Origin of the sequence: Chryseobacterium sp. KACC 21268, from assembly GCA_028736075.1 — a bacterium.
Taxonomy (GTDB): domain Bacteria; phylum Bacteroidota; class Bacteroidia; order Flavobacteriales; family Weeksellaceae; genus Epilithonimonas.
In genome coordinates, this window is record CP117875.1 from 193,268 (window position 1) to 211,663 (window position 18,396).

Consider the following 18,396-nt stretch of genomic DNA (forward strand, 5'->3'; position numbering starts at 1 on the left):
TGCTTTTTACGGCAGCCTTTAGAAATTGATATGAATAATTAAGGTCTAGTTTGCAAACTTTACAACTTCTGAAACATTGTTACCAGAAATCTGTACCAAGAATAATCCTTTTTGATTAAGATTAAGGTCAATCGGATTTCCGTTTGCGTTTGCTTTCATTGTTTTGATCACTTTTCCACCAAAGTCATAAACTGTAAGGTCTACGTTTCCTTTTGCTGATGTGAATAGTTTTCCAGCTGCAACTTGCGATTTTGCTTTGCCACCAACCTCAGAAACCGCTAGGCTTGTAAGTGTAGTTGGGCCTTCAAGATCTCTATCGGAAGATTGGAAATCTGCACCATTGGATTTATTCTTAAAAACAACACCAATTCTTTGAACAACAGTTCCAGCTGGCATAGTGTTGTTAGAATTTGTGAAAAGTTTTGTATTAAGGTTAATTGTCCCTACGTAAGCATTTTCTGCTGCATCCCAAGTCATCGTGGTTGTAGAGTTGGTCCAAGCATCATCAAAGTTTCCTTTGTCATTATCGCCATCTGTCTGAGATGACCAAACGTGAACATAAAATGTTGGTGCGCTTTGTGGATTATAGAAGCTATAATCGCTGGTTTTACCGTAAGTTAATTTGTACTCACCGTTGTTTACAGTGTAAGTAAGTTGCCCGAAAGCTGTAGCACTCGCTAACAAAGCAAGTCCTAGAAAATAAAATTTTCTCATAATTGTTAATTTTTAAGGTCTATATAAATTATTCAAAATGCTCCTCACAATTGCACTATGAACGAAATGTAAAACTAACATTAATTTTAAATTAACAAATAAAAAAGTGATATTTTAAGAGCAAATCAACTTAATGCATTGAAAATCAAATACAATAATTTTAATTTAGCTTAATAGAAACCCCAAACATGAAGTTAATTCCTGCTTGCGCAAAGTAATACGGTCCACTAAAACCGTTGTTGACATACTTAGTATCCGTGAAATTATTTAATAAGAATCTTAAAACCACTTCATTTTTTGCAAGCGGCAGTTTATAAGAAACATTAAAATCTGGAACCAAATAATCCTCTAATTGATTGACTTTATCTCCGGAATTATCCAAGAATTGCTTACCAACATATTGCGCAGTCACTCCCACGTTGAAATCTTTAAATGGAGAATACGTGACATTTCCATTCGCAATCACATTGGGAGAAAAGGAAATATTCGTTTTCCCATAATTCACCAGACCTTCATCGGTCTCGGAGATGAATTCTTTATTTTTATTAGAACTCAAAGTCGTATTTGCAGACAGCTGTAATTTGTCCGAAAGTTTTGCTAAAACACCCAACTCAATTCCTGCTCTGTAACTTTTTCCGCTATTGGTTCTGATGAACTCGCCAACATTGTTGATCTGACCATTCAAAACCAATTGGTCTTCGTAATACATATAATAAGCATTTGCCGTAAATGCCACTTTCCCCACTTGCTTCTCCAATCCAACTTCGAAGTCGTGAAGCGTTTCTGCCTTCGTATCAGGATTTGCGAAAAGATCATCACGATTTGGTTCGCGGTGCGCATTGGCATAGGAAAGAAATATTTTTCCGTTTCCGATATTATAGTTAACACCAGCCTTTGGATTGAAGAACGTCCATTTTCTGTCCAGGTCTGCACCTTCAGAATCGCCAGCCAATTGGATCTTTGTATCATAATCGATATTCCTCACCTGAAGATCTCCGAAGATCTCAAATTGCCCCAACTTATAGATCGCTTTTGCAAAACCCGAAACTTCATTTTTGATAGAGCGGTTTCTATAATATTCCGATTCCTGAATTTGTGGAAAAAAAACGCCCGTCACATTTCCAAAGTGCTTTCCGTAATACTGATTGGCAACGGCACCGACATTCAGATCAAGGTTTCCTAGTTTACCATACAAAGTGGAGATCACACCGTAGAAATCATTGTCCAGCCATTTTTTTCTGATAAAATCCGAATATTCTTCCTCCGTACCATTCACCACTTGGTTGGGCAAACTGTATCTGGCGAACGGATCACCTTGTTTGTAATTCTCATAGAACCCTTTTCCTTTGGTGTAATGTGCTGTGATCTCGAGTTTCCACTCCTCAGAAAAACGTTGGTTCCATAGGAATTGATAATGATTTTGTCTGTAATTGTCGGTCTCATTATCATAATAACCTGTGATGTTTTCCCAATTTGCATCGTAGATGGCTCCGGAATAATTGAATCTCGGATTCGTTTCCCAAGTGGCCTTATCGATTCCATTCCACGCTTGATATGTCTTTTCTTTACCTCCGAAGGCTAAAAACCTTAACTCTGTATTTTTTTCTTGAAACAAAGCGGAAAAGTTATAGGAATGCAGATCGGAAAAAGCCCTGTCAATAAAACCATCAGAATGGATGTGCGTGTACCTTCCCATCACAGACAATCGGTTTTTCCAGAACTTCCCGGAATTGACCTCAGCAGAATATTTGTAGGTATTGAACGAGCCATAAGAATCATCCGTTCTCACAGAAAATGTATCCGATGGATCTCTGGAAATGACATTGACACTTGCTCCGAAAGCCGAAACACCGTTGGAAGAACTTCCCACACCACGCTGGATCACAATTTGTGAAGCCGAACTCGTCAAATCCGGAACATTCACAAAAAAAGTACCCTGCGACTCGGAATCATTATAAGGAACGCCATTCAACATTACATTGATACTTGTTCCAGCCGTTCCTCTGATCCTTAAACCTGTGTAACCTACACCATTTCCCGCATCGGAAGTAGATATGACGGACATTTGGTTTTTCAAAAGTATCGGCAGATCTTGGCCGAGATTCTTATCCGCAAGTTCCTTATCAACATTGATAATGGATTTAGCGACCGGCGTTCGTTTGGTGAATTCTACAGCTTTAATGCTTGTAACTTGTACAGAATCTGTAGTTTGTGAAAAATAGAATGGAGCAATGAACACTCCTAAAAAAAGTAAACCTTTCATTCTTAAAAAAATTTTGTTTGTTAAAATTATTTTAGAATAAAAGGGGCGACTATAGATATAAATGATGAATGATAGTTGATAAATGATTCTTCTGCAGATGATCAAGTATCGTTAATGCTTTATCATTTATAATGATGTATCCCTAAACAGCATTATCTGTTCCAGGTTCATTGGGTATAATCTCAGCTTCTTACAGCACCCCTTAAATTTCTGACTGCGAAATTACAAATATTTTTGAATTAATAGGCTTTATTGTTTTTATCCACGTAAAAATAATTCTTTCCGTCTTTTGAAACTTCAAAAAGATGAGCCGTTTTCCAGGAAAGATTCATTTTGATGTCAGCGTAAACAAAAGGAATAATGACTTTATTCTGCTTGTCAACAATCCCAAACTTATTATTCCGAACAGCGATCATCATTGGATTTTCCCTGTCACTTTCCAGAACATACAACATCTGGTATTGTGGGTAGATGTCAAAATCTTTGTAACCACCTAAGTCAATGCTGTCTTTGCTTACCAATCCGTACATTCCGTTCAGTGTGAAGGCTTTAAATCTGGACATTTCGTAAGGTTGGGAACATTTTCCGAGATCCGCTTTTTTATATTGATAAACTCGTTTTCCTTTTTTATTGATACGGTAAGAAATACTATTTTTCTCAACAGTCGCAAAATCAGCGGAGCCGAAAACTCTGGCGTTTTTATTTGGGGAATTCAGAAGGTTGCAATCTTCAGAAAAAAACATAGCAATGTGATATTCTGGCGTGATCACCATCTTACCTTGCGGGCTCACATATCCGGATTTCCCATCGATTTTTTGAGGGATTAATGCAGGCAAATAATCTTCCTTCATCTGAGAAAAAGCTGCAAGGAAACAGCTCATTAATAGTAAGCTAAAGAATTTTTTCATCGGATCGCGTGTTTAGAGATTTAAAATAAAATCTTTGTAAAAGTCTGTGTTTTTCAGCAACGAAAATACAAAAACTATTATTAACGCAAGAAAAATGAAGATTCTACTCCCAAAAAAACGTTTTGAAATTTGCTTTAAAGTTTCATTTTTTGACAGGTTAGCGACCATAACTATAAGCATAATCGGAATTGAAATGACAAATAAGGGATTGAATTTAAAAGCCTCTAAAAACCTGAGATGCAGTAACTCGTGTAATGCTCTCTGGACGCCACAACCTGCGCATTCGTAGCCTGTAATTGTCTTCAATGGACATTTTAGGAAATATGAGCTTTTTGAAGGATTAATAAAAAAATAAACAGAAATCAAGCACAGAAAAAATACACAAAAAGCAATTTGTTTTTTATTCTTTTTAATTAATGTACTAATTTTCAGCATCATAACAATAACCAACTTCGATTTGTAAAGTAAATATTAATTTTATAAAATTATATAATATAGATAAATTAAATCTAATTTATTTTGAATCTAAATTAATCCGATCGTTTAAAAGCGTATAATTTCGTAAATTTGTGCGGTTTGAAAAGTATTAAAGCCCTTCTTAGACTAGACTTTAGTAAAAGTCAAACTGCAACAGATCAAAACAGTAGAATTGTGATTACAAGATTGGTAACAACTTCATCTACAAATCTACCTTTAATTTTTAAAAAGAATTTCTATTTATGAATATTTATCAGGATTACATCCAAGAGATCGAAGAGAGAAAAAGCCAAGGCCTTCATCCGAAGCCTATTGACGGTGCAGAATTACTAAGCGAAATCATCGCACAGATCAAAGATTCAGAACACGCACACAGAGAAGACTCTCTCAACTTTTTTATCTACAACGTTTTACCAGGAACCACGAGTGCTGCTGGAGTCAAGGCGGAGTTTTTAAAAGAAATCATCCTTGGAGAATCCAAAATAACTGAAATTTCTCCGGCGTACGCCTTCGAATTGTTATCTCATATGAAAGGCGGTCCTTCAATCAAAGTATTGTTAGATCTTGCTTTGGGTAATGATAAAGACATTGCTAAAGAAGCTGCAAACGTTCTTAAAACTCAGGTTTTCCTTTACGAGGCAGATACAGACCGTTTGAAAGCGGCTTTCAATGAAGGCAACGAAATTGCACAGGAACTTGTTGACAGCTACGCAAAAGCTGAATTCTTTACAAAACTTCCAGAAGCTCCGGAAGAAGTACAAGTAGTAACCTATATTGCAGGTGAAGGTGATATCTCTACGGATTTATTATCTCCAGGAAATCAAGCGCACTCAAGATCCGATCGTGAACTTCACGGTTTGTGTATGATGACGCCTGAAGCTCAGCAAGAAATCAAAGCTTTACAAGCACAACATCCTGACAAAAGCGTCATGCTAATCGCTGAAAAAGGAACAATGGGTGTTGGATCATCCAGGATGTCTGGTGTAAACAACGTGGCTCTTTGGACAGGAAAACAAGCAAGTCCATACATTCCATTTGTGAATATTGCACCAATTGTTGCCGGAACAAACGGAATCTCTCCGATTTTCTTGACAACTGTTGACGTAACTGGAGGAATCGGAATTGACCTTCAAAACTGGGTGAAAAAAGTAGATGCAGAAGGAAATGTAATCCGTAACGAGAACAACGAACCAATCCTTGAAGAAGTTTACTCTGTAGCGACTGGAACTGTTCTTACTATTAATACGAAGACCAAAAAATTATATAACGGCGATCAGGAATTGAAAGATATTTCTAAATCTTTCACGCCACAAAAAATGGAATTCATCAAAGCTGGTGGTTCTTACGCAATTGTTTTTGGTAAAAAATTACAGACTTGGGCATCAAACCTATTAGGAATTGAAATCCCGACTGTTTATGCGCCATCAAAAGAAATTACCAAAGAAGGCGTTGGTCTTACTGCGGTTGAGAAAATCTTCAACAAAAATGCTGTTGGTTTATCACCAGGAAAAGTTTTACACGCTGGATCTGACGTAAGAGTTGAAGTTAACATCGTTGGTTCTCAAGATACAACCGGTTTGATGACTGCTCAGGAATTGGAATCTATGGCAGCAACTGTTATTTCTCCAATCGTTGACGGTGCTTACCAATCTGGATGCCACACAGCTTCGGTTTGGGATAAGAAAGCGCAGGCTAATATTCCTAGATTGATGAAATTTATGAATGATTTCGGATTAATCACAGCACGTGACCCGAAAGGTGAATACCACGCGATGACAGACGTGATTCACAAAGTTTTGAATGATATCACGATTGACGAATGGGCAATTATCATCGGAGGAGATTCTCACACAAGAATGTCTAAGGGTGTCGCTTTTGGAGCCGATTCTGGAACTGTGGCTTTGGCTTTGGCGACTGGAGAAGCTTCTATGCCGATCCCGGAATCTGTGAAAGTAACCTTTAAAGGCGATATGAAAGCACATATGGATTTCCGTGATGTGGTTCACGCGACTCAATTGCAAATGCTTCAGCAATTTGGAGGAGAAAATGTTTTCCAAGGTAGAATCATCGAGGTTCACATCGGAACACTTCCAGCTGATCAGGCATTTACATTCACCGACTGGACTGCAGAGATGAAGGCAAAAGCTTCAATCTGTATTTCCGAGGATGATACTTTGATCGAATCTTTGGAAATTGCAAAAGGCAGGATCCAGATTATGATCGACAAAGGAATGGACAACCACCTTCAGGTTCTTCAAGGTTTAATTAATAAAGCAAACAAAAGAATTACTGAGATCAAGTCTGGTGAAAAACCAGCTTTGACTCCAGATTCTAACGCTAAATATTACGCAGAAGTTGTCGTAGACCTAGATGTGATCGTTGAGCCAATGATTGCTGATCCAGACGTAAACAACGAAGACGTTTCTAAAAGATATACGCACGATACCATCAGAGATTTGACTTATTACGGAGGTGATAAAAAAGTGGATCTTGGTTTCGTAGGATCTTGTATGGTTCACAAAGGCGATTTGAAGATTGTTTCTCAAATGCTTAGAAACATCGAAAGACAAAATGGTAAAGTAGAATTCAGCGCTCCATTGGTAGTTGCAGCTCCTACTTATAACATTATCGATGAATTGAAAGCGGAAGGCGATTGGGAATTATTAGAAAAATACTCAGGTTTCGAGTTTAATGACAACGCTCCGAAAGGCGCTGCTCGTACTGAATATGAAAATATGATGTACCTAGAGCGTCCAGGTTGTAACCTTTGTATGGGTAACCAAGAAAAAGCGGAAAAAGGAGATACAGTTTTGGCCACTTCTACCCGACTTTTCCAAGGAAGAGTTGTAGAAGATTCTGAACGTAAAAAAGGTGAATCTTTGTTGGCTTCTACTCCAGTTGTTGTTTTATCAGCAATCATCGGAAGAATTCCAAATATCGAGGAATACAAAGCAGCCGTTGAAGGTATTGACTTGACAAAATTTGCTCCTCCAATCAAGGAATTAGTTGCTGTTGGTCATTAATAAAATGAATAGATAAGTCTCAGGACTTTTTTAAATAATAATTGAAAGATCTTGGTCCTTTTGGATTCAGGATCTTTCTTTTTTTGTTTAGAACATTTCCATATTATTGGATTGAAGTTCAATTTAAATGAAATTTGAAGTTAGAGACCTCAATTTTTATTAACTTGATAGTTGTAAAATATTGTGCTCATTCATCTTATTTATCATATTTTAAGGAATGTAGGAACAAAATTTGATTTAAAGAATAAGATAACTTTCTCCGATTAAATCGAGGAAAATTTGATTAATTAATAATAAAATAAAATCGAGATATGACTTTTGACTTGGATATGATAAAAAAGGTTTATTCTGATTTCGAAACCAGAGTGAACGATGCAAGAGCTTTTATGGGAAGACCTCTTACCTATTCCGAAAAAATCCTTTGCGCCCACTTGGACCCAAAACAGGTGAAAGAATCTTTCAAACGCGGAGAATCCTATGTAGATTTTGCACCAGACAGAGTAGCAATGCAGGATGCGACGGCACAAATGGCACTTTTGCAGTTTATGCAGGCAGGAAAGAAACAAGTTGCAGTTCCGTCCACGGTTCACGCAGATCACTTGATTCAGGCAAGAGTTGGGGCAGCTAAAGACCTTATTGAAGCAGAAAATAAAAACAACGAAGTTTATCAATTTCTTCAATCTGTTTCTAATAAATACGGCATCGGATTTTGGAAAGCCGGCGCAGGAATTATTCACCAAGTGGTTTTAGAAAATTATGCTTTCCCAGGCGGACTGATGATTGGAACCGATTCTCATACCGTGAATGCGGGTGGACTTGGAATGGTAGCCATCGGTGTTGGTGGAGCTGATGCCGTTGATGTAATGGCCGGAATGGCGTGGGAACTTAAATTCCCTAAAATGATTGGTGTAAAATTGACCGGAAAATTAAATGGTTGGGCTGCCGCAAAAGATGTAATTCTTAAAGTAGCCGGAATCCTTACCGTAAAAGGTGGAACTGGAGCAATTGTAGAATATTTCGGAGAAGGTGCAGAGTCGCTTTCTTGTACCGGAAAAGGAACGATTTGTAATATGGGCGCAGAAGTTGGAGCAACCACTTCAATCTTTGCTTATGACAACAATATGAGCAAATATCTCCGCTCAACAGACCGAGTAGATCTTGCCGATGCAGCGGATGCCGTGGCTCACGTTTTAAAGGCAGATCCAGAAGTTTTAGCAGAACCTCAAAAATATTTTGACGAAGTCATTGAAATAAATCTCGATACTTTGGAACCTTATCTTAATGGCCCTTTCACACCAGATTTAGCAACGCCTATTTCTCAAATGAAGGAAATCGCTGAGAAAAATGGTTGGCCAACAAAAATCGAAGTTGGGTTGATTGGGTCTTGTACCAACTCTTCCTACGAAGATATTGCCAGAGCAGCTTCAGTCGCTAAACAAGCAAAAGAAAAAAATCTCGAAGTCAAAGCAGAATACACCATCACACCAGGATCGGAACAAGTGAGATTCACGGTAGAAAGAGATGGATTCCTGAAAACTTTTGACGAGATTGGCGGTAAAGTTTTTGCTAATGCCTGCGGACCGTGTATCGGACAATGGGCGCGTGAAGGTGCTGAGAAACAGGAGAAAAACACCATCGTTCACTCGTTCAACAGAAACTTCTCCAAAAGAGCCGATGGAAACCCAAACACTTACGCTTTCGTAGGCTCGCCAGAATTGGTAACGGCTTTGGCAATCGCAGGTGATCTGACTTTCAATCCATTGACTGATAAACTTAAAAACAAAAACGGCGAAATGGTTCTTCTTGATGAACCAAATGGCGACGAGCTTCCAAGACTTGGTTTTGATGTCGATGACCCAGGTTATATTGCGCCAGCGGAGGACGGTTCCAAAGTTGAAGTCGTGGTTTCTCCTACATCGGATAGATTGCAGTTGCTGGAACCTTTCACACCTTGGGACGGGAAGAATATTACAGGCGCAAAACTTCTGATTAAAGCGTACGGGAAATGTACTACCGATCATATTTCTATGGCTGGACCTTGGTTGAAATACAGAGGACACCTTGATAATATTTCCAACAATATGTTGATTGGTGCAGTTAACGCTTTCAACATGGAAACCAATAATGTTAAGAATGAGGAAGACGGACAATACAAACCAGTTCCGGATTCTGCGAGACAATACAAAGCAGATGGCGTTCCAACCATAGTTGTTGGGGACGAGAATTATGGTGAAGGTTCTTCCAGAGAACACGCTGCAATGGAACCAAGACATCTTGGCGTAAGAGCGGTTTTGGTAAAATCTTTTGCGAGAATCCACGAAACCAATCTTAAAAAACAAGGAATGTTGGCGCTGACATTTGACAACAAAGAAGACTACGACAAGATCCAGGAAGACGATACGATCAACTTCTTAGACCTTGATCAGTTTGCGCCAGGTAAACAATTGTCTTTAGAATTTGTTCATGCTGATGGAACTAAAGATGTTATCGTTACAAACCATACCTATAATGCAGGGCAAATTGGTTGGTTCAAAGCCGGATCTGCGCTGAACCTTATTAAATTAATGGAAAAACAGAACTAAGAAGTCTTAGTTTTCAAATAAAAAAAATGCCTCGCTAATCTGTGAGGCATTTTTATTTTTCTATTAAATTTTATTCTCGTTTGTTTCCGGTTCTTGTCTGCAAAACTTAGATTCGAATCTCTGTTTCCACATTTGCTTCATTTTTTCGCGTTCTTCTTCGGTGCCGCAAAATCTGGATTCCAATTTCTGTTTCCACATTTCCCGGTCATCATTTCCAAAACCATTTCGATTTTTGAATTTCTCTTTTGCATTAGCCAATCCCCCAAATAGGATCTTTGAAATCAGCAAAATACCAAGAGATTGCCAATACGTGATTGCTTTCACGCCCAAAACATCAGGCAAAACCATATTCCAAAGCCATTGGAAAAACCAAATAAACAATCCGATTGCGACAATCACACAAGGGAATGCTAACCAAAATTTCTTTTTATGCTTGTTCATTTTCTTAAAATTAATTTTTCAGATCATTATAAAGTCGCTGCATCCTTTTTCGCAAATGTTTCACCGCATATGACTTTCTACTGATAATTGTTTTGATGTTTTCGCCCTCTGCATCTGCAATTTCCTGCAAGGTTTTATCTTCCAGCTCGTTTTGAACGTACACTCTTTTTTGCTTTTCCGGAAGTTCATCCAGAGCTTTCATCAGCTCATCCCAGAACAGATCTTTGAACATCCCAACTTCTGGATTGTTGCTGTCATCTGCCAAGAGAATATCTTTCACATTCAGCTCGCCGTCTTCGTCCTGATAGACAAAATCTTCGAGTGATTCTGTTTTCTTCTTGCGATAACTGTCAATAATCTTGTTTCGTGTCACCGAATATAACCAGGCACCGACGTTTTCCAACTCATTGAGATTGGTGAGTCGACTGGTCTGAAACCAAACTTCTTGTAGAATATCTTCTGCATCCTCCGTCTTTGCCACTTTAGAATTGATAAAGCGCAAGAGTTGAGAGCCGTAATTTTTTACGACCTCAGTAATCGATGCAGATCTAGTTTCGGTCATTTGCTGTAAAGATAGCGAGTCCATATGAATATGACGACACGACTTTTTTTTTACTTTAAAGTTTTTTAAAATAATTCTGAAAACATATTAAAATAAACAATCTTCGCAGCCTGACCATCTGAATTTATCATTTATTTGAATGGATGGCCAATTCGGTAGGTTTGGGTGGAAGTCATTGTAACAAGCGGGAAAGCAATAGCAAAAAGCGGGAACAGTTATCGGATAAAGCTGCTCAAAGTAATTTACATCAAAGGCAACCTCATCAACTCGTGTTTGCCGAATATAATGGAATTCGCAGGAACGTTCCGTGAGATTACACAATTTGCTCCGATGATGCAGTTATCACCGATTGTTACACCTTTGAGAATGGTAACATTGCTGTAGATTTTTACATTTTTGCCTATGATGATTGGCGCTGTATTGAACTCATTTTTATGCCAGATGTATTCGGGCTTTGTATCAAAAGCGTGATCGTGATCATAAAATTTGCAACCTTCCGCAATGCAAGTATCATCACCCAATTCAATTTTATCCAAACAATTAATGGAAATATAATGGCTGAGATCAACATTATTACCAAAAATTAAATGTCCACCTTTTCTGATTCGAATTGCCGTATGATCTCTCCAGATTACATTTTTACCCATTTCAAACTTCGCATCATCGTCCAATTCAAAAGTCGTTGCTTTTCCAATGCGGAGATCAGAATGAAGTTTCACGCCAGAATGAGAATTGAGAATACTGTAAGAATATAGCTTCTCAATTTTGAATATTGTTTTAGGAATGATATTAAGTGTTTTGTAAATTAGATTGATCATAGTTTTTGTTTTTTTATAATGTACCAGAATCAACAAAAATCTCTTGGCCGGTAATGGATTTTGATCGTTCGTCTGACAAGAACATAACAGTTTCTGCAACAGATCTCATATCGGTTTCCTTTTTCAGAGCAGTTCTTTTGAAAATTCTGTTTTTGTGTTCGGGAGTCAGTTTTTCGTTCATTGCAGTTTCCATGTAACCTGGAACTACGATATTGGAACGGATGCCACGCTCACCCCACTCTCTGGAAATATTTTTTGAAAATGACTGCAATGCACCTTTGGAAGCTGCATACATAGCCAAGCCTTTGTATCCAGTGTGTGCACTAATCGAAGAAATATGAATAATACTGCCTGCCACTCGATTATAAATCATATTCCTGATTGCATATTTTGTCAGGAACATTGGCGAATATAGATTGACATCGAACATTGTTTTCAAATCGTCATATTTGAGGTTCGTCACAATATCATCGTAAGCCATTGCCGCATTGTTGATTAAAACATGAATCGGGATTTTATTAGTGACGAAATCCCTGAAAACCGCTTGCTTGATGTCTTCCGGATTGGATAAGTCAAAAATTTTGAAGAAAAGATTTTCCGGATACTCTCTTTCAAGTGCCTGTAATTCCTCGGATTCTGTTCTGCTGATGCCATAAACTGTATGTCCGTTTTCCAGAAACAGTTTACTTATTTCTAGTCCAACGCCTCTGGAAACTCCCGTAATTAGTATATTCATACGATTTTCTTTTTTCCGGTTCTTGTTAATTCTATTTTCTCAACGAAACTGATTTTCCTTGGGATTTTGAAATTCTGAATCTTTCCATTAAGATAAAATCTAACGTCTTCTTCCTTTAATTCTGTATGAGCAAGCAATTCTACTTCGCAACAGATGATGTTTCCGAGAACTGCATTTGGCTTTCCAAAAACCCTCACGTTCCGGATTTTCGGATGTTGCGTCAGCTCATCTTCCACTTCGTACGGATTCACTTTGTAACCGCCAACGTTGATGAGTTCATTTTTTCTGGATGTAAATCTGAATCGTCTTTGCTCATCGTCAATCCATTCGATTAGATCTCCGGTTGCGTAGAAGTCATCAATCAAATTGAGCTGAGATGTTTTCCCGAAAAGATTTTTATGAATGTACAATTCGTCGTCAACGACTTTTACCAAACCGATATGTTTGTCGTGAACAACGAATTCGTCATTCTGAGAGGAAAACAAAGGTCCGGTTTCCGTGGAACCATACACGTTATTGATTCTTGCATTCGGAAAATATTTTTCGACTTGAGAAATCAAATAATTATCTGACTTTTCGCCTCCAATCGTAATTTTTTTTACGGAATCAAAGGATTCTGACAATGGCAAAAGCAATCTGTAAAACGTTGGCGTTGAGGAAAGATTGGTGATTTTATATTCGTTAATTGCATTAATGACAAAATCTTTCGATTCCATAAAAACGTTGACCAAAAGATTTTGATTCAAGATAGCCTGAAAAAAAACCTGAACGCCAGCAACGTGCGTCGGATTGAAGGCAAATCCCCAAACGTCATTTTTCCGTTCGTCAGAAACATTGATTTTTCTAATGAGATTTTTCAGCGGATGCGTGAATTTTCTTGTAAAACCAGTCGTTCCAGAAGTGAAAAGTGTGATTTCTGAATTAGAATTTCTAATCAACTCGACAAGTTCATCTACTGAATTTACTTTCTTTGGATGGTCAATTTTGACTAGTTGGTTGACATCGAGATCATTCGCAATAATTTCCCTTTCAGATAAATCAGAATCCATCAACGCGATGTTTTTCTCATTAACCAAAGCAAAAATCCAATTCAGAAAAAAGGATTTCAAATCTGGATAAATGTAACAATCTGTGTACGAATCGGAGACACTCAGATATTGCAAAATTTCCCTGTAGGATAAGGAAACACTGCGGTCAACAAGGAAAGACATTAAAGTTTAGTGTAGATTTCGTGAACCGAATTTACCAATCCGTTTTCAAAAATATCGACCCCAAATTCCTCTTCGATTTTCACTGTAAGTTCAGCCAAATCGAATGAATCAAAATTGAGATCTTCTCGTAATTGCTGTTCTGGTTTAAGTTCCAAAACTTCGTCCTCGAATTTATTCTTCTTAATAGAATTTACTATTTGAAGCAGTTTTTCTTGCATCGTTTGTGTTTGTTGCAAAATTAACATAAATTTTTCGTAAAAACACAATACTGCAATTACAAGTTATAATTTTATATCTGTAATTTTTATTTTTTGATTCTGAGAAAGAATTCGGATTTGTAGGTTTCGCCGATCGGGATTTCTTTTCCGGAATTAAGGAAGACATTTCGAACGTCGATTTTTTCGATTTTGTCCAGATTGAGAATGAAAGATTTATGAACTCTGGCAAAGTTTTCTGGTAGTTGACTTTCCAAAGATTTCAAAGTGTCAAGGACGATATATTCCTGATTTTCGGTTTTGATGTTTACGTAATCTTTGATGCTTTCGACGTAAAGGATTTCATCAAAATTGATCTTATGCTGTTGTCCGGAAGACTTTACAAAGAAATAAGAATTTGCTGAAGTTTCGTTGGTTTGAAATCTCTCCTGCGCCTTCAAAGCACTTTTCTCGAAGCGATCGAACGAAATTGGTTTGAGAAGATAATCGATGACATTGTGCTCGTAGCCCTCCAAAGCGTATTCTGAATAAGCGGTCGTCAAAATATATTTCAATTTGTCGCCAACGATTTTCATAAAATTGATTCCCGAAAGTTCCGGCATTTGAATGTCAAGGAAAATCAAATCTGCTTCGTTATCTTGAATATATTCTAAAGCTTCAATGGGATTTTCGGAAGAGAAAACCAGTTCCAGAAAAGGAATTTTCGTCACGTAATTTTCCAGAAGCTGGATAGCCAAAGGTTCGTCATCTACAACAATACATTTTATCTTTTTCATTTATTTCAAATCGATTTTCAAATCTACAGAAAATTCGGTTTCGGTTTCTGTGATGTTCAGTTCGTGTTTTTTCGGATACAGGATTTCCAATCGTTTTTTCACATTGTTGATTCCAATCCCGGAAAGTGAATCTTTTGACCTTTGCTTTTTGAAGTTTTGAATGTGGAAATTCAAAGCTTGATTATCATCCGAAATCTTCATCGTAAAACCTTTGCCACTGAAATCGCCGTGTTTGAAAGCATTTTCAACAAACGGAACCAAAAGCATTGGCGAAATATTAAGGTTGGGATGATTGATTTTTTTTTCAATCATTAATAGTTCGGGACTTTTCAATCTAAGCTTTTCCAGTTCTATCAGGCTTTCCAGATAACCGATTTCCTTTTCCAATGGAATGAAATTTTTCTCCAAATCCTTCGTGATGTATCTTAACAATTGACTCAATTCCTCAATCGCAGGCAAAGCTTTTTCTGAATTCTGATAAACCAAGGAATAGATATTATTTAAAGTATTAAAGATGAAATGAGGATTGATTTGAGTTTTTAATGCCTGAATTTTCGCCTCGTTTCTTTCCTGTTCCAGTTTTTGTCTTTCGGTTTCAATCACGCCAAATTTTTCCAGCAACCACATTATTCCGGCAATAAAAACATTGATGCAGCCGTAATAAATGTTATCAAAAAAGTAATAAAGCAATCCTGTTTCCTGATTGTAATTTCTAAATCCAAAAGTGACAGGCAATAAAACCTCCTCCATCAAATATCTGACTGTCGCAAAACAAAGAATCGAAAGGAAAAACGAAAGAATAACGGTATAAACTTTCTCCTGTCTGAAAACTTTTGGAATGATGACCAGATAACAAATATAAAACGTGATAATCCCTGCGAGGAAAAAGGTAATTCTCAAAACCGTACTCTGCAAATCGTTCTCTCTGTCGAAGAAATACAAAGGCGTAATCACAGTTCCAAAAAAGTTGAGACTCCAATAGATGATTTGAAGCCAGATGATTTGTTTCTTTTTCATCGCAGTTCTTTGTTATTAATTAAAATTGGTCTTGACGAAGAATAATGCAAATGTATAGAAACGGAATCTGAATTTGGATTCTCCATTATCAATCTGCTTTTTTTTGGCAATCTGTAATTGAGTTGAGAATTTGCGATGATGGTTTTCGGCATATTCAGTTCCGAAACTAGATTTACCGTTTCATTCGAAAGATTTTTAATTTCTAAAGTGGCAGGCGCTTTCAGCTTTTGTAGGACGATGCTGTCTCCAGGCGCAATTGCCATCGTTTTCCAAACATCTACGCGATGTGCTCCGATGCAGGACGCCATAGATGCTAAAATCAGGATTAGAGTTACTTTTTTCATATTCCAAAAATAGGAACAGCAAAGACATCCAGAACACCAAATTCTATGAACGCCTGTTTTTTACCGATGAAAATAGTTTGGTCGGATTAAAACCTCATCAAATCTAAACGCTATTTCAGAGGAAAGACTTTGAAAATACATTTGCATCAGGATTTTACAACTATCTAATAAACTATTTATGAAACTGAAATATCTATTCATCACGACAATCTTCTCAACTTTAACTTTTGCTCAAACTCAAAAAGACAGCTTGAAGGAACTTGAACAAGTCAATATATTGGTCAAGAAAAAATTGCTGGAAAGAAAGGCGGACCGACTCATCTTCAATGTCGATGCATCTATCGCTTCTCAAGGAATGGATGCGGGCGAAACTTTGGCCAATGTTCCGATGCTGAAAGTGGATGAAAATCTGGGAACGATTTCTATTATCGGAAAAAGTTCGGTAAATGTGATGATTAATGGCAGAATGCTGAATCTTTCCGGAACTGCATTATTAAATTATCTAAAATCCATCCGTTCCGAAAACATATCGAAAATCGAAGTCATTACGACGCCTCCTGCAAAGTATGAAGCGCAAGGAAATAGTGGACTCATCAATATTATTTTAAAGAAAAATCCAAATCTTGGTTTCAGTGGCAATATCAGTACTGGTTTGACCCAAAGAACTTATTTCAACGGAAGCACGAATGGAACTTTGAATTATCAAACCGAAAAATTAAGTTTAAGCTTAAAGACAAGCTACATCGAAGGTGCAAAACGTGCGGATGAGAGATTCACGATTCTTGGCGCGTCGCAGAATTACAACCGCTCTGTCCGAAAAGATATGTGGCAGATTTTGACACCGAACTTGAGCGGTTCCTATAAAATCAACAAAAACTCCGAAGTTGGGATGGAATATATTTTTGATAATGGAAAAAACGGAATGGACATCGTGAACACGACGAGAAATATCAGTCCAAAACTGGATGAAAAAAACTTTCTGACCAACACATTTCACAGAGAAAAATCGCCGACACACACTTTCAGTACCTATTATGATTTGAAGTTGGATTCTCTTGGAAAAAAGTTGAGTTTTGCGGGGAATTTCTATCAAAACAACAATGAGACGGAAGTTAATTTTTCGACTTTGACCTTACCTGAAAATACAATTCAGGATGTGAAAACTTTGTCGATGATCAAGCCTCAGATTTTCTCGGTTCAGGGTGATTTGGAATTGCCTTTTTCGTTTGGGACGATTGAAACTGGCGTGAAATTCAATCAATTCAGAAATTCCGCAGATTTGCAATATCTGGATTGGAAAAATAATCAGTTTGTCATTGATGATGAGAAAAGCAGCACGTTCAATTACCGAGAAGAAAATTATGCGGCTTACGCAAGTTTCGGTAAAAGTTTCGGCGAACATTGGGAAACGAAAGCTGGATTGCGATATGAAAATACATTTGTGAAAAGCGCTGTGAATAATTTCAGCTATGGAAAATGGTTTCCGTCGGCTTTTGTTTCTTATAAGGAAGATAAAAATGTGTTCAGCTTGTCCTATTCCAGAAGAATTAACCGACCAAGTATGAGCAATTTGAATCCTTTCAGATGGTACGAAAATCCACAGTCCTACTCCACAGGAAATCCCTTGCTGACGCCATCGTACATTAATAATTACGAGTTGGGTTACACTTACAACAACAAGTTTTCGACCAGCATTTATTATTTAAGATTGAAGAATGCGTTTGGGCAAGTGGCTTATCTAGACGGGATTTCTCAAACTGGAACTTATCTGAATCACTACAACAATGATTTTTATGGAATGAATGCCTCGTACACAGACACTTTCTTCAAATTCTGGGAATCGAATATTACTGTCAACGCATCGTATCAGACCTCGGAAGTTTTCAATATCAATGCGCCAACTTTGAAAGGTTATTCATTAAGTTATTCTATTAATAATACTTTCACATTGAACAAAACAAAAACGATTGCACTTTTCTTAAACTACGACCAAAGTTTGCCTTACAAAAATGTGAATACCCGTTTTGAGAACTTCTCCAATTTGAATTCTGGACTTAAGATTTCATTAATGGAGAAACAGCTTCAAATCAATGCGACAGTTACCAATATTTTTGGACAGCGATTCAAAGGTCAAATGTATTTTGATGACAGCACACAGTTGATGAACAACTATTGGGACGGCAGAAGTTTCAGATTAAGTGTCAATTACACCTTCGGAAACAAAAAGAAGATCAGCAAAAAGCATATTAATTTTGAGGAAAAAGACAGAGCAAATTAATTTATTAATGTAACAAAAAAGCAGATTCTGA

The 18,396-nt window shown here is 37.4% G+C and carries 15 protein-coding genes and 1 riboswitch; of the genes, 3 read left to right on the forward strand and 12 right to left on the reverse strand.

Annotation, left to right across the window (positions count from 1 at the left end; translation table 11 throughout):
- Positions 1-45 precede the first annotated feature (45 nt).
- The 3 genes from PQ459_00990 to PQ459_01000 all read right to left on the reverse strand — a co-directional run bounded on the left by PQ459_00990 (position 46) and on the right by PQ459_01000 (position 3,885).
- On the reverse strand, positions 46-714 hold the full coding sequence (locus PQ459_00990; GenBank protein ID WDF47071.1) for a T9SS type A sorting domain-containing protein: 669 nt from the start codon (positions 712-714) through the stop codon (positions 46-48).
- Positions 715-874: 160 nt separating this feature from the next.
- A complete protein-coding gene (locus PQ459_00995) occupies positions 875-2,977 on the reverse strand; it encodes a TonB-dependent receptor (protein WDF47072.1) in 2,103 nt (700 codons plus the stop codon).
- Between the two features lie 122 nt (positions 2,978-3,099).
- Positions 3,100-3,190, reverse strand: a riboswitch (TPP riboswitch).
- 26 nt (positions 3,191-3,216) lie between these two features.
- On the reverse strand, positions 3,217-3,885 hold the full coding sequence (locus PQ459_01000) for a WG repeat-containing protein (protein WDF47073.1): 669 nt from the start codon (positions 3,883-3,885) through the stop codon (positions 3,217-3,219).
- A 719-nt stretch (positions 3,886-4,604) separates the two neighbouring features.
- On the opposite strand from PQ459_01000, the gene PQ459_01005 reads away from it, so the two are divergent.
- Together PQ459_01005 and PQ459_01010 are read left to right on the forward strand one after the other, a co-directional pair.
- Positions 4,605-7,385: a bifunctional aconitate hydratase 2/2-methylisocitrate dehydratase gene (locus PQ459_01005; GenBank protein ID WDF47074.1), complete on the forward strand. Its 2,781-nt coding sequence runs from the start codon at positions 4,605-4,607 to the stop codon at positions 7,383-7,385.
- 311 nt (positions 7,386-7,696) lie between these two features.
- A complete protein-coding gene (locus PQ459_01010; protein ID WDF47075.1) occupies positions 7,697-9,967 on the forward strand; it encodes an aconitate hydratase in 2,271 nt (756 codons plus the stop codon).
- Between the two features lie 63 nt (positions 9,968-10,030).
- On the opposite strand, the gene PQ459_01015 is transcribed toward PQ459_01010, so the two are convergent.
- From PQ459_01015 to PQ459_01055, 9 genes are all read right to left on the reverse strand, one after another.
- Positions 10,031-10,408 (reverse strand): hypothetical protein, encoded by a 378-nt coding sequence (locus PQ459_01015; protein ID WDF47076.1) that lies wholly within the window; start codon positions 10,406-10,408, stop codon positions 10,031-10,033.
- A 10-nt stretch (positions 10,409-10,418) separates the two neighbouring features.
- Complete coding sequence (locus PQ459_01020; GenBank protein ID WDF47077.1) at positions 10,419-10,970, reverse strand: sigma-70 family RNA polymerase sigma factor; 552 nt, start codon at positions 10,968-10,970, stop codon at positions 10,419-10,421.
- Positions 10,971-11,212: 242 nt separating this feature from the next.
- Positions 11,213-11,788 (reverse strand): acyltransferase, encoded by a 576-nt coding sequence (locus PQ459_01025; protein WDF47078.1) that lies wholly within the window; start codon positions 11,786-11,788, stop codon positions 11,213-11,215.
- A 13-nt stretch (positions 11,789-11,801) separates the two neighbouring features.
- Positions 11,802-12,524 carry an SDR family NAD(P)-dependent oxidoreductase gene (locus PQ459_01030; protein WDF47079.1) on the reverse strand — a complete coding sequence of 241 codons (723 nt, stop codon included), beginning with the start codon at positions 12,522-12,524 and terminating at the stop codon, positions 11,802-11,804.
- Positions 12,521-13,735, reverse strand: a complete 1,215-nt coding sequence (locus PQ459_01035) for a fatty acid--CoA ligase family protein (protein ID WDF47080.1) — start codon at positions 13,733-13,735, stop codon at positions 12,521-12,523. Before PQ459_01035 ends, PQ459_01030 begins: the two co-directional genes overlap by 4 nt.
- A complete protein-coding gene (locus PQ459_01040; GenBank protein WDF47081.1) occupies positions 13,735-13,953 on the reverse strand; it encodes an acyl carrier protein in 219 nt (72 codons plus the stop codon). Before PQ459_01040 ends, PQ459_01035 begins: the two co-directional genes overlap by 1 nt.
- 86 nt (positions 13,954-14,039) lie before the next feature.
- The gene (locus PQ459_01045) at positions 14,040-14,726 is read right to left on the reverse strand and encodes a LytTR family DNA-binding domain-containing protein (protein ID WDF47082.1); all 687 of its coding nucleotides are present in this window, start codon (positions 14,724-14,726) and stop codon (positions 14,040-14,042) included.
- Positions 14,727-15,743, reverse strand: a complete 1,017-nt coding sequence (locus PQ459_01050; GenBank protein ID WDF47083.1) for a histidine kinase — start codon at positions 15,741-15,743, stop codon at positions 14,727-14,729.
- On the reverse strand, positions 15,740-16,087 hold the full coding sequence (locus tag PQ459_01055) for a hypothetical protein (protein ID WDF47084.1): 348 nt from the start codon (positions 16,085-16,087) through the stop codon (positions 15,740-15,742). Before PQ459_01055 ends, PQ459_01050 begins: the two co-directional genes overlap by 4 nt.
- Before the next feature lie 178 nt (positions 16,088-16,265).
- Here PQ459_01055 and PQ459_01060 point away from each other — a divergent pair, with 178 nt between their 5' ends.
- A complete protein-coding gene (locus PQ459_01060; GenBank protein WDF47085.1) occupies positions 16,266-18,365 on the forward strand; it encodes a TonB-dependent receptor in 2,100 nt (699 codons plus the stop codon).
- Positions 18,366-18,396: the final 31 nt, after the last annotated feature.

Bases quoted from the DNA above. Each gene is read 5' to 3' on its own strand.
- PQ459_00990 (WDF47071.1), bottom strand. From the start codon at position 714: ATGAGAAAATTTTATTTTCTAGGACTTGCTTTGTTAGCGAGTGCTACA.
- PQ459_00995 (WDF47072.1), bottom strand. From the start codon at position 2,977: ATGAAAGGTTTACTTTTTTTAGGAGTGTTCATTGCTCCATTCTATTTT.
- PQ459_01000 (WDF47073.1), bottom strand. From the start codon at position 3,885: ATGAAAAAATTCTTTAGCTTACTATTAATGAGCTGTTTCCTTGCAGCT.
- PQ459_01005 (WDF47074.1), top strand. From the start codon at position 4,605: ATGAATATTTATCAGGATTACATCCAAGAGATCGAAGAGAGAAAAAGC.
- PQ459_01010 (WDF47075.1), top strand. From the start codon at position 7,697: ATGACTTTTGACTTGGATATGATAAAAAAGGTTTATTCTGATTTCGAA.
- PQ459_01015 (WDF47076.1), bottom strand. From the start codon at position 10,408: ATGAACAAGCATAAAAAGAAATTTTGGTTAGCATTCCCTTGTGTGATT.
- PQ459_01020 (WDF47077.1), bottom strand. From the start codon at position 10,970: ATGACCGAAACTAGATCTGCATCGATTACTGAGGTCGTAAAAAATTAC.
- PQ459_01025 (WDF47078.1), bottom strand. From the start codon at position 11,788: ATGATCAATCTAATTTACAAAACACTTAATATCATTCCTAAAACAATA.
- PQ459_01030 (WDF47079.1), bottom strand. From the start codon at position 12,524: ATGAATATACTAATTACGGGAGTTTCCAGAGGCGTTGGACTAGAAATA.
- PQ459_01035 (WDF47080.1), bottom strand. From the start codon at position 13,735: ATGTCTTTCCTTGTTGACCGCAGTGTTTCCTTATCCTACAGGGAAATT.
- PQ459_01040 (WDF47081.1), bottom strand. From the start codon at position 13,953: ATGCAAGAAAAACTGCTTCAAATAGTAAATTCTATTAAGAAGAATAAA.
- PQ459_01045 (WDF47082.1), bottom strand. From the start codon at position 14,726: ATGAAAAAGATAAAATGTATTGTTGTAGATGACGAACCTTTGGCTATC.
- PQ459_01050 (WDF47083.1), bottom strand. From the start codon at position 15,743: ATGAAAAAGAAACAAATCATCTGGCTTCAAATCATCTATTGGAGTCTC.
- PQ459_01055 (WDF47084.1), bottom strand. From the start codon at position 16,087: ATGAAAAAAGTAACTCTAATCCTGATTTTAGCATCTATGGCGTCCTGC.
- PQ459_01060 (WDF47085.1), top strand. From the start codon at position 16,266: ATGAAACTGAAATATCTATTCATCACGACAATCTTCTCAACTTTAACT.